Source organism: Lysinibacillus sp. FJAT-14222 (assembly GCF_001278875.1).
In the GTDB taxonomy this organism is placed as follows: Bacteria; Bacillota; Bacilli; order Bacillales_A; family Planococcaceae; genus Lysinibacillus; species Lysinibacillus agricola.
Map to the genome: position 1 here is coordinate 420,128 of NZ_LIYL01000021.1, position 11,785 is coordinate 431,912.

Below are 11,785 nucleotides of genomic sequence, written 5' to 3' on the forward strand. Positions count from 1 at the left end.
TTAGGTGAAAAAATTGTTATCGATACAAAATTTACAGAAATCGTATGGCCAGCATGAGGTTTTAAAAGGAGTAGAGTTAACAATAGAAAAGGGAGAAATACTGGCGTTTGTTGGGGGGAATGGTGCAGGTAAAACAACGACATTAAATTGTATTGCTGGACTAGTAGAACAAAATTGCGGGGGAATTATGATTAATAATGTTTCGAAATCGCAATCGCTCGAATATAAAAAGCAATTTTATTTTATACCCGATACGATTCATGTATTTCCAAATATAGCTGCATATGATTGGATACATTTTGTTTTGAAGCTATATGAAAAGACTGATAATGAAAAACTACAAAACTTTATTAGCGTCTTTGGTATGGAAAAAAGTATATATAAACCTATGGGAACGTATTCTTATGGAATGCTTCATAAGATAGCGTTGATTACTGCTTTTACAATTAGTCCGCCTATCCTTATTATGGATGAACCGTTAAATGGCCTAGACCCACTTGCTGTCGTTGCTTTTAAAAATTGTATGAAAGAGTATGTTGAAAAGGGTGGGACCGTTCTCTTTTCCACTCATTTATTAGACGTTGCTGAGAAAATTTGTCAATCTATTTCGTTTTTAAAAGATGGAAAGATTGTCTTACATGAGCGTGTTGAGAACTTGCTAGTCGATGGGAGCTTAGAAACTATTTTTATGGAGAAACAAGCAAATGAAGGATAATATACAATTAATCAAATTCTTTTTAACATCTTTTTATGCAAAGCCAAAGCAGCCAGTAATTCAAGTACTCCTAATTATTGCATTTATTTATCTAGCGGTTCAGTATTTTGTACTTACTTTCACTATCTATTTCATAGCGACCCCAGAGGAGTATTTATTTTACAATGTTCTTCTTTCAAATGGTGTGACCTATTTATTGATTTCGTATTTTGCTATTTCAGTAGTGTTTAGTCAAAGTGATTTTGCTATATTTGCTCATTTACCTATTTCTGCGAAGAAGGTTGTCATATCGAAAATTATAAGTGGGGTAACGTTACCGATAATGGCGGTAAGTATTTTATCAATACCTACATTTTTCATATTCCTGATAGAGTTTAAGCTAGGTGTTGCTATAAAATCACTTTTACTTTTACTTGTCATGAACGTTTTAATTGTACTGTTCCTTCTATTTGTATTGTCCATTTTGAATCATTTTCGCAGTATGTTTAGTAACACATCCGTATATCTACTTGTTAGGATGACGCTTATAGTAGGTATTGGAATAAGCCCAATACTGTACTTTCTCATAAAAAATTATCATGCAATGAGCACTGTTTTAGTGAAATTAGATGTTTCAACCATATCATCCTTAAGTGCTTCAATTTCTGATTTTCTAGAAATAGGTTATCGTTTTGCAATGCAACAGTCATTGGTAGAGACACTTTTGTCATTAAATTCGGCGATAAGTTTTATCTCGTTATTCGCACTATGTTATGTATTGTTTAAAGCAACTATTAAAATGATTGCATCTAAGTATTATGAACATGGCATGCTTGTCAGCAGAATAGAAAAAACGACTAAAGTTTGGGGGAGAGATATTCAAAGCAGCTTGGTCAATTATTTGCAGCGTGAATATTGGATTATTCAATCTGAACCGTACTTTAAAATGCAAGCTATTCTTGGGATAATCTTAACGCCAATTTGTACAATCATTTTTTTAATTCTCTTACAGATGAATATGATAAAGGCGGAATGGATTGTAAACAATGAATCTTTTCTATTTGCCTATATGGTTTTGTTGATGAGTTGTATGAACAATATTAGTGGGACACCCTATTCAAGAGAGGGAAAATACTATGCATCTAGCATGACATTGCCATTTGATCCACAAAAAATTTACATGGCAAAAATTATGACTTCATCATGCATCGGTATAATATCAGTTGTAATAAGCTATATCATTTACATGCTTTTTGGTAGAGGCGATATTATTACGGGACTACATTTATTGATTACATTACTATTAGTCATTACGTATAATTTAATGTCCCCGCTTTATGATAGAAGGCTTCCTTTACTTGAATGGTCTAATCCATCGGAGGCAATAAAATCAAATCCTACAGTATTAATAAGCCTGTTATATGGATTACCATTATTGATTGTCATCGGACTTCTTCACTTTAGCTTGCTATCTTTCAATGTTTCTCCGTCGATTTCGGTAGCAATTATTTTGATTATTGTAATACTATGTGCAATCACATTAATTTACAAAATATTTAATAGAAAGAATTTGGAATGCTCTTCACCATAACTTCTGGCGATGAGCCATATGAAAGGATACGTGAACAATTGAATGTGAAAATAGATCCAATGAGTAATATTCCTTTTTATCAGCAGTTAACCCAGCAACTACTTTGTGAAATAGCGACAGGGAATTTGCAAAATGGTGACCCATTGCCCTCCATTCGTGATTTAGCAGCTGAAACAAACCTCAATCTCCATACCGTTCATAAAAGCTACAAGGAGCTTCAGAAGAAGGGAATAATCGCTATAAAACCTAACTCAAAAGCAATTGTTAAGAAAACTCCCGAAGCAAAGGGGATTGACCTTCAAGAAATTTCTATAAAAGTCGAACAAATAATATGTGAAGCTTATGTTTTAGGTATTAGCGAACAACAACTGCAGCAGATGTTTCATAAGATTTTGCGAAAGTATTATACTGATTGTTAAGAGAGAAAGAGATGACTTCTGCAATATACAGAAGCCATCTCTTACTAATTAGAGTGTATTTTAATCAATTATGCCTTGGTATAATTGATTAGCTTTATTTCTTACGCATAATTTTCTAATCATTCTTCGTACTGCTTAATTAGTTCCCTTAGTTTACTTTGTATTTGTTCACGCACCACTTGTGGGCGCTTTAAGTTTGCCTCCATGCCTAGGCTAAGGAAGAAATGAACAGACCAAGATATAAAAGATGTGCTCATCTTTGTACGAATCGTACCTGAGCCGTCCTCATGTAGATTTATATATTGGGCTAACCATAAGTCTGATTGGCATCTTCTTACACCTTCCAATGTTAAATCCACCTCCAATTCTAACATTTCATCCCCTTCTATTCTCATAATCCATGTCTTTATATGTTCCTCATCCATATTTAATTTCAGGTTTTGGTCTGCATCTAAGGAGAATCCCTTCACTCTATCCACCCGAAATACTCGATGATCTTTTGCAAAGAAACAGTAGGCTTGACAGTACCATAATCCATTCATCGTATATATCCCAATTGGTTGAATAACCCTTTCTCGGCTTGAAGAAGCTTCGTACATCATTGTGATTACTCGTTGCTCCAAAGCTGCCTCAAGAAGTTCCTTTAAGAAAGGAACTTCCATCTCATGTGGGGGTATCCAAAATACAAGTCGTTGCTGCATACGTTCAATCTTTTGCTTAAGTTCACTCGACAGATAATGGAAAAATTTATCCAATGCTGTATTTACTTCATTTTTGAAGGGGAGAGACTTGTAATTATGTAGAGATTGACAGGCAAAAAACAAGGCGATTGCCTCATATTCCGTAAAACTAATGGGTGGCAGTACCTTTTCCCGTAAAACGCGATATCCACCGTTTGGTCCTGTCTCTGAGTATAGTGGTACGCCAAGTTCACTTAACTCCATCAAATCGCGAATCATTGTTCGACGTGAAACACCACACTCATCTGCCATCTCCTGTATTGTAAACTTCTTACGTTCATTGACCTTCATTATAAGTTGAATAAGTCTCTGCGCTTTATGCATTGAGTAGTGCCTCCTTTATAAAATTTAATTAATAGTGACGATAGTTGGCACTATTATCACGTATATTTTAATTCGAAGTCAATGTTAATGAAAAGTGGAGAATATGAATAGTAAGTTTTTAATTCTGAAAAGGCTTTACGTGCTTTCATAACATTGACTTTACACACGTTTTTTATCTTTACATTGGGGTATAAAAAGGATCAAAAAAACGTGAAAACAATTTTTAATAGAAGGAGATTTAAAAATGAAATCAGAAAATCCAAAATACGTGATGGAAATTGTTTTATTTGAGCTGAAGGAGGGAACGGATACCCAACTTTTCTGTCAAGCAGCTGCACAACTTACTGAGGTACTGCAATTACAAATACCGGGATTTAAAGAACGCACTTTGCTGCATACACAAGACGAAAGCCAATGGACGGATATTATTTATTGGGATAATATGGAAATGACATTAGGAGCGATGGAACAACTAAAGTCAGTACCGGTTTTTCAAACTTTTGTGTCGATGATTGATTCACGAGAGATTGTACAACGACATCTAATTCCAACTAATTTGAATATATAGGGAATTTTGCGTATAAGAACGTTTACTATTGATGAATTGTCCATAGCAAATAAAAGAAAGGAGTTGGAACATGTCTGATACATTTGCAGGAAGATATAATGAAGAATTCTTTTACCATTTTACGGATGTTGTCAAACACAATTATCCTGATTTTGATTCGAATATGTTTCATAGCTTGATATACGATGAACATTGGGAACAGAAACAATTCAAAGAGCGAATCCGACATATAAGTACTTCTTTACGTATGACTTTACCTAATTCTTATAGGGATGCAATTTCTATTTTGATCCAAATAGCTCCTCAATGTTGTGGAGTTGAATACTTGTTCTTTCCTGATTTTGTAGAAGTAAATGGACTTGACGATTGGACAACTTCTATTACGGCACTTGAGAGGTTTACGTCTTTTTCCAGTTCTGAATTTGCTGTTCGCCCGTTTATATTAAAAGATTCCCAAAGAATGATGGATCAGATGCTAAAATGGGCCAGTCATCCAGAACCTCATATCAGACGCTTAGCAAGCGAGGGTTGTCGTCCTAGATTACCTTGGGCTACGGCTTTAAACATATTTAAAGCTGACCCAATGCCAATTGTGCATATATTAGAACAACTAAAGCGTGATACTTCGGCCTATGTACAGAAAAGCGTTGCTAATAATCTGAATGATATTTCGAAAGATAATCCGGAACTAGTCAAAAAGCTCGCACGTGATTGGTACGGAGAGAATCCAAACACTGATTGGATAATTAAACATGGATGTCGCAGTTTGCTGCGAAAAAGTGATCCAGATATGCTTTACTTGTTCGGCTTTGAAAATTCTCCAGATGTGACGGTAAGTAATTTTTCACTGGACAAGGAAACGTTAAAGATTGGTCAAACTCTCAACTTTTCTTTTTCAATTCGTGCCAACACCTCTGTATCTCAGAAGTTACGAGTTGAATATGCTATTGATTTCGTCAAAGCCAATCGTAGAACCACGAGAAAGCAATTCAAGATAGCGGAACGAAACTACGATAAAGAAGATTGGCAATATGTACGAAGTCATCATTTTAAAGACTTAACAGTCCGCAAACATTATCCAGGCAAACACCAGTTATCCATCATTGTTAACGGTAAAGAACTAGCTACAACGAATTTTTACGTAACCGAAATCACAGAGTCTTAATAAAATGACATGGAGGAAATAATATGAGTAATGTATCAGTAATAGGGTTAGGATCAATGGGAGCAGCACTGGCTCGTGTATTGCTTCAAAGTGGCCATCAAGTTACAGTATGGAATAGATCAATTGCAAGGGCGGAACCCCTTATTGAAGATGGAGCTATGCTTGCTTCCAGTATAGATAAGGCTATAAGCGCAAGCAAGGTCTCGATTATTTGCGTATCAGACTATAAGGCTTCATACAGTATTTTGGATACTGAAGAAGTCAAAGCAGCCATTAAAGGGAAAGTGCTTGTCCAATTAAGCACAGGTAGTCCTCAGCAAGCGCGTGACAATGAAAAATGGGCTAAAGATAATAATGTGGACTATCTCGATGGAGCAATAGCATCCTCACCACTGCAAATGGGTAAAATGGAATCAACAATTTTTACATCCGGTTCCATAACCGCTTTTCAACAGAGTGAACCATTTCTTAAATCTTTAGCAGGAAACATCCCTTATCTTGGGGAGCAAGTTAGCGCAGCATCTTCTACAGAATTGGCTTTCCTTTCATACTTATTTGGTTCGTATATTGGATTCTTTCACGCTGCACGTATTCTCGAATCGGATGGGCTACGAGTAGATTCATTCGGTTCCATGATTGAAAATGTTTCCCAAGTTGTTGGTGAAGTGATCAAGTATGAGAGTGAAGTTGTTCAAACAGAATCTTACGATAATGCACAGAGCTCTATAAATATGTGTATGACGACAGTGGAACTCTTTATGGAACAAGCGCGCGAAGCCGGAATTAATAATGAATTTCCGAATTTTGCTCATGGGCTTTTTAAGAAGGCTTTGGATGCGGGCTACGGAAATGAGGAACTTGGAGCTCTTATTAAAGTAATGCGAAAGTAAAATAGTTTGTAAAATTCTATAGGAATTGATAAAGACCACTCGAGATGAGTGGTCTTTATGTATGTGCGCCAAGGATGGACGTAATCTACAGGGTGCAAGTCCCGAAACATTAAGGAGTGTGGAATAAACCCAAATTTCACTTGTTCGATGAAGCAGACAAACAATTATGGCATAATCGAAGGTCCTATTTGTTGCATCACAACCAACAGTTAAATTAAAAACACCGCCACTATGGTTGTAATCACAAGACCAATCGCCACGGGCAATAAATTACGCCTTGCAAGTTCGAAGGGGCTAACGTTACAAATGGCAGCAGCCAGGATTAATGCCCAAGGAATGATTGTTCCTCCTCCAACAAAGATTGCTGTTATTTGTCCTAAAGCTGTTAAAGTTGCAGTACAGCCACCAATAGCAATACCGTCAAATATATAACTTTCAAGTAAACTTAATAAATACTAATAGGTGGCTAAACGTTTTTGTTGTAATTCTTTATTTTGAAAATGAACGATTTTTCCCAGTTAGTCGTATTACATATAAATCATTATTGTATGGAGTAGATTTCATGGATGAAAAGGATTTAATTCGAAAGGCGAAAAAAGGAGATACATTGGCTCTTTCGAAACTGCTACAACAGAATTATTCGTTCCTCGTAAAGTATTTAATGAAAGTTACCCTTCATCCACAAATCGCAGAAGATTTAACACAAGAGACGATGATGAAGTGTATTGAAAAAATCCAACTATATAATGGTGAATCCAAGTTTTCCTCATGGCTCATCACAATCGCAACGAACCTTTTTATCGATCAACAGCGTAGAAAGAAGCGGGAGAAAAACTGGCTAGAGCAGGAACAAGCACTCCGAAAAATGAAATGGAATGTAGCCAATATGAACGAAGAATGGACTGATGTACTTGATGTACTTGCTCAAATTAATGAAGAAATACGTATGCCAATCGTGCTAAAGCATTATTACGGATATTCATATGAGGAAATCGGAAAAATGATGGGTATTGCAGAAGGAACAGTAAAATCTCGAGTTTCAAATGGTCTAAAAAATGTACGAAAGGAGTTGGCTGAACTTGAAGGAGTATGATTCTAAAAATAGTAATTCTATGTTGGATGATGAAGATGAATTAACGGTTAAGCAATTAATAGATGATTTAGAAAAACTGGATCAATGGAATCCAGTATCTACTCCAAACTTACAATGGTTTCAACAAAATGTTGAATTAGAGAAAAAAAGAATACGAAAAAAACAATGGAAAGACCTCCTCACGTTTATGTCTGTTGCAGTATTTGTGCTTTCGGTTGGGATTGCTGTCGTTTATCGTCAGCCAATTCTTATTCTTTATTTTCAGCTTGTGGGGATTATCTTATTGCCCTTAGCTCTTAACAAAACTAGAAAGAAGGTCAGTAATGAATGATCTCAAACAAACTAAGTAGCACACCGCTTTGGTTATGCGTCGTGATTGCATTCATTCTGATTTGTCAGAGCTCATGGATGTTTTGGGATGCACGGAAGAGGGGACACAATGCTTGGCTATGGGGCTTTTTAGGCCTTATTACATTTCCAACGTATCTTATTATCTATCTTATTTTTGCAAGAAAAATATTTAAAAGAAAGGTCTCAGGTTCAAATTCCTGAGATTTTTTTTATTTATTTTTTCGTAAGTGAACGATTAGTCGAACGTAATCGTATTAAGGGTGAATAAACAATTTGGAGGAGGGAAACAAGAATGAACTGTTTAATAGAGTCTTATAGTAAATAAAACAAATATTGATATTTATATGAATCTTATACTGAAATCAAGGAGGTTACTTATGACAAAGCAAAAAAGTGTTAAAGGACTATTCATTTATCTCTTGCTTGGAATCATTGCATTCGTTCCCTTATATCTTAAGGCACTATCGACACTATCGACAAACCCGGCCCAATTAGAGCAAGCGAGGGAAATGATGGGGATTTCAGGATCACCTGAAATGTTAGCCTTACTTGGCACACTTCCCAATTATATTTTCTTACTCATTGCTCTTGTTATAGGTTTTTTTACTGCTCATAAAGTTGGTTTAAAATCTGTGATTATGCACCCGAATGCTAGAGAAAAGTCAAAGTCAGAGTGGATAAAAGGTATTAAACTAGCTATCATACTCGGTTCGATTGCAGGAGTTGTTATAAGAGGATTCGATTATCTTTTATTCCCACTCTTGCCGGAGGGTCTAAAAGAACTAATACATCCTTATAATGCAATAGAATTTTTAGCAGCTTTACTCTACGGAGGGATTGTTGAGGAACTATTAATGCGTTTTGGGTTTATGAGCTTGTTGGTTTTTATTTTTTGGAAACTATTTGATCGAAAATCAGCAAAACCTTCGAACTGGGTCTTTATCCTTGCAATATTTGTTAGCACATTATTATTTGCAATAGGTCACTATAGTGGAACTGCAAGTGTGATAGAAATGACCGCATTCATTTGGTTCCGAATGATCTTATTGAATGGTTTACCCGGCTTCTTCTTTGGCTGGATTTATTGGAAGCACAATCTAGAACTTGCGATGCTTGCACATATGTTTGCTCATATTGCCATGAATTTTCTAATGTTGATTGTCTCCTTTTTTCTGTGAAAAAAACTTTTTCATGTAAGGGTTGGGAGCAATCGCTCATGAAGGTTTTATGTAAAAATATATATGGTGCATATACACTTTGAAAATTTGCTTGTGTAAAATATAACTATATGAGGAGCTAGACAGGAAAGGAGAAGGGTATATGAGTGCAAAAAGCAAATGGATATACTGCCCAATTTGTAGTTCAAAAACACGCACTAAAGTATATGCGAATACAATATTAATTAGTTTTCCTCTTTACTGTCCAAAATGTAAACAAGAAAGTTTAGTAAACATAAAAAAATTTAAAATTATCATAGTTAAAGAGCCAGACGCTAAGACGCAGAGCCGATAAATTGAGATATATGTTAACCTCAATATAAATCCTATATGGTTTTAATACGTTACTTCAAGCAACTGGATTTAATCGAATCATCAATGGGCTGCTACCTTCTGATCAAACAGTTGAAAATGGCTATACCGAAAAAGAAATCAGTGATAATAAATTATTTTCTTATCATGTTGTCAACGATACGATCATTAATCAGGCTTTGAGTTTAAATGACAATGTCAATGAGGTAAACAGCATCGTCTTCCCTTCAGAAGTACCTGTACTGAAACTAATATCCTCAGTTTCTCAAAAACAAGTAAAAGATGGAGAAGAGATTCAAAAAAATCACTTAAATCGACTTGGTGCAAATGCTGAGTCCAAAATTATTGACGGCTCTCATTTATTCTATCAAACTAACGTTACAGATATCAGTGATGCCACAAGTAATTTCCTTAAAAAAATCAACTAAGGACTTGTAACAAATACAGACTAAAGGGAGCTAGAACTATAATCTCAGCTCCCTTTTTATCTTTAGATATGAATGTACTTCAACAAACGCACCATGTTAGTGCAACGTCTTTGTATTGTTTAAGTTTGTCACAAGCAAAGCGAAGATTGTTTAAGCTTGATTGAATTTTTTTACATATAAATGTTCAGAAATATCATTTGGATTTATTTCAGAAAGATCAATATCAATTTTCCCATCACGACTAAACTCAGTAAATGTCTCCATTGCAAATTTATATGCCTTTGTTAATTCAATTGTTAAAACACTTGCTAATAAGATGTTGGAATGAAATTTTATGGAAGGTAGATGAGGAATCTGTATCAAAAAGCAGTAAAGGATTCTGTAGTTTTAAATGGTAAAATTAATTAAATTTGGAACGAATATTTATTTCGTTCGTTCTTATAGTAATTCTAGAAAGTAAGGAGGGGGTAAACAATGCTCAGTAAAAAAGGTATATTATCAACATTATTTTCAGTAGTAGGGCTTATTTGTGTAGCATGTTTTTATTACTTTCAACTTAAAACTGCTTGGCTATTCTTCGTTGGAGCTATTATGTTCGTCATGAGTTTTAAAAAAAGGGAAAAAGGATTTTGGGAGTATACTCCTATGATCTGTTTTTGAGATTTAATCATTGCGTTTCATTGTCAATCGTACTACTTGTGTTTATGGGCGAAACTTGAACGACTCCCACTTATAGGAGTGGGAGTCTTCTGTCGGAAAGTAATTCATTGTGAACATGGGAGTAATATGAAATAATTCCTGACAAATTGATTGGAGGAGTAAAAATGCAAGGCTTTAAACGCTACTGCTCGTTTGTAATTCTTATCTTGTTGTTAACAGGGTGTGCGGGTGTGGAAAAAGATAAAACGTCCTCAAATGCGAAGATAACTATTGAGCCATATAACATGAGTGAAAAAGAAAGTCTGCTTATTAGCAAATCAGGGGTAGGAAATATTGAATTTTTTAAACTAAATGGCACTTTAACCGAAGAGGATGATTTGCAAATCTCAGTGGAAGTATTTGAAAAAGGTAAGTTTAAAGAAGAATTGCTAAAGACCTGGGATGACCCCGAAAAAAATTATAAAGATATCCTCATTTCATTTGGAATAAGTGACTTTAATGATGAAGTTCGTCCCTTAAAATTGATATCTGGCATACCTTCTGGGCTTGCTACGACGAATTATTCAAATAACATGACGTCTTCTTCTTTCAGTAATTTAGTAGGCGAAAAGGTTACTTTAAAGAAAAACAAACCTGTTTATTTAGCGGCATGGCTAGGCACTACAAAAAACGAGCTGCGTTCTGTAGGAAGCGAAAATGGCGAATTACCTGCTGGCATTGAAGAAGCTGAGCTCTCATTTTTATACAGAGTATTATGGACTGATAAAGAAAAGAATTAACATTAGCAGTGTAATCGGAATAAGGAGATACGGGACCTGGTATTATATATTGGGTTATTCGATTAACGGGTACTTTAGTGAAATAAGGAGTACAAAAATAATCAAACTTTATTAAAAATCTAATACTAAATAAAAAAGGTTAAAATCAATTTTGAATAATATTTTTCGGAATGGAGTTTGTTTAAGTTGCTATTAAAAAAATCTGATTTCAAATCAAGCATTACTCAATAATAGAAAGGCTTAGGAGTTGTTCCTAAGCTTTTTTTGAGGTTTTAAATGAAAGAAAAGTTATGAAAATAGCATTGGTTTTATGTATTTAAAAAGATTCCTTTGTTGGCGTTCGCCACACCAAGTGCTGGTAAGCCTGCACGTAGAGCAACAGGTAACAAAACCGCCCCTAAAAGTGCCACAGCTGGTGATGGCCAAAAGAACCACGAAATAAACATCATTAACAGACCAATCGTCCAATAAGCGAGCGCAGGTGTTTTAATGATTTTCGTAAAAGGAGCAATCATGACCTCATTAATACCAGAAGTCATCATCACCCGACTCAT

General features: G+C 35.1%; 13 protein-coding genes and 2 pseudogenes. 12 read left to right on the forward strand and 3 right to left on the reverse strand.

All coding sequences use genetic code 11. The features are described from left to right. The first annotated feature begins 13 nt into the window (after window positions 1–13). Genes AN161_RS11650 through AN161_RS11660 form a run of 3 tightly spaced genes read left to right on the forward strand, consistent with a single transcriptional unit; the run spans window position 14 to window position 2,704 of the window. Window positions 14–715 carry an ABC transporter ATP-binding protein gene (locus tag AN161_RS11650; protein WP_053594509.1) on the forward strand — a complete coding sequence of 234 codons (702 nt, stop codon included), beginning with the start codon at window positions 14–16 and terminating at the stop codon, window positions 713–715. Next, window positions 705–2,285: a hypothetical protein gene (locus AN161_RS11655; RefSeq protein ID WP_053594510.1), complete on the forward strand. Its 1,581-nt coding sequence runs from the start codon at window positions 705–707 to the stop codon at window positions 2,283–2,285. Before AN161_RS11650 ends, AN161_RS11655 begins: the two co-directional genes overlap by 11 nt. Before the next feature lie 44 nt (window positions 2,286–2,329). After that, window positions 2,330–2,704: a GntR family transcriptional regulator gene (locus AN161_RS11660; protein ID WP_241774554.1), complete on the forward strand. Its 375-nt coding sequence runs from the start codon at window positions 2,330–2,332 to the stop codon at window positions 2,702–2,704. 119 nt (window positions 2,705–2,823) lie between these two features. Here the strand turns inward: AN161_RS11660 and AN161_RS11665 are convergent, their stop codons facing one another. After that, window positions 2,824–3,768 (reverse strand): YafY family protein, encoded by a 945-nt coding sequence (locus AN161_RS11665; protein ID WP_053594511.1) that lies wholly within the window; start codon window positions 3,766–3,768, stop codon window positions 2,824–2,826. A gap of 244 nt (window positions 3,769–4,012) precedes the next feature. Here AN161_RS11665 and AN161_RS11670 point away from each other — a divergent pair, with 244 nt between their 5' ends. The 3 genes from AN161_RS11670 (at window position 4,013) to AN161_RS11680 (ending at window position 6,391) form a co-directional block, all read left to right on the forward strand. After that, a complete protein-coding gene (locus AN161_RS11670; protein WP_053594512.1) occupies window positions 4,013–4,336 on the forward strand; it encodes a hypothetical protein in 324 nt (107 codons plus the stop codon). Window positions 4,337–4,406: 70 nt separating this feature from the next. Further along, the gene (locus tag AN161_RS11675) at window positions 4,407–5,501 is read left to right on the forward strand and encodes a DNA alkylation repair protein (RefSeq protein WP_053594513.1); all 1,095 of its coding nucleotides are present in this window, start codon (window positions 4,407–4,409) and stop codon (window positions 5,499–5,501) included. 23 nt (window positions 5,502–5,524) lie between these two features. Further along, entirely contained in the window at window positions 5,525–6,391 is an 867-nt protein-coding gene (locus AN161_RS11680; protein ID WP_053594514.1) for an NAD(P)-binding domain-containing protein, read from the forward strand. A 209-nt stretch (window positions 6,392–6,600) separates the two neighbouring features. Here AN161_RS11680 and AN161_RS30580 read toward each other — a convergent pair. Next, window positions 6,601–6,825: pseudogene (locus tag AN161_RS30580) on the reverse strand (hypothetical protein); the annotation flags it as partial. A 128-nt stretch (window positions 6,826–6,953) separates the two neighbouring features. Here AN161_RS30580 and sigY point away from each other — a divergent pair. The 6 genes from sigY to AN161_RS11720 all read left to right on the forward strand — a co-directional run bounded on the left by sigY (window position 6,954) and on the right by AN161_RS11720 (window position 11,231). Continuing rightward, on the forward strand, window positions 6,954–7,484 hold the full coding sequence (sigY, locus tag AN161_RS11685; protein WP_053594515.1) for an RNA polymerase sigma factor SigY: 531 nt from the start codon (window positions 6,954–6,956) through the stop codon (window positions 7,482–7,484). Continuing rightward, window positions 7,471–7,815, forward strand: coding sequence for a YxlC family protein (locus tag AN161_RS11690; protein ID WP_053594516.1), 345 nt, complete (start codon window positions 7,471–7,473; stop codon window positions 7,813–7,815). The genes sigY and AN161_RS11690 overlap by 14 nt, the downstream gene beginning before the upstream one ends. A gap of 397 nt (window positions 7,816–8,212) precedes the next feature. Next, on the forward strand, window positions 8,213–9,013 hold the full coding sequence (locus tag AN161_RS11700) for a CPBP family intramembrane glutamic endopeptidase (protein WP_053594518.1): 801 nt from the start codon (window positions 8,213–8,215) through the stop codon (window positions 9,011–9,013). A 142-nt stretch (window positions 9,014–9,155) separates the two neighbouring features. Further along, the gene (locus AN161_RS11705) at window positions 9,156–9,347 is read left to right on the forward strand and encodes a cysteine-rich KTR domain-containing protein (protein ID WP_053594519.1); all 192 of its coding nucleotides are present in this window, start codon (window positions 9,156–9,158) and stop codon (window positions 9,345–9,347) included. A 196-nt stretch (window positions 9,348–9,543) separates the two neighbouring features. Continuing rightward, the gene (locus tag AN161_RS28785) at window positions 9,544–9,792 is read left to right on the forward strand and encodes a hypothetical protein (RefSeq protein WP_143114734.1); all 249 of its coding nucleotides are present in this window, start codon (window positions 9,544–9,546) and stop codon (window positions 9,790–9,792) included. Window positions 9,793–10,616: 824 nt separating this feature from the next. Further along, window positions 10,617–11,231: a hypothetical protein gene (locus AN161_RS11720; protein WP_053594522.1), complete on the forward strand. Its 615-nt coding sequence runs from the start codon at window positions 10,617–10,619 to the stop codon at window positions 11,229–11,231. A gap of 341 nt (window positions 11,232–11,572) precedes the next feature. Here the strand turns inward: AN161_RS11720 and AN161_RS11725 are convergent. Further along, window positions 11,573–11,785 (reverse strand): annotated as a pseudogene (locus tag AN161_RS11725) (hypothetical protein); the annotation flags it as partial.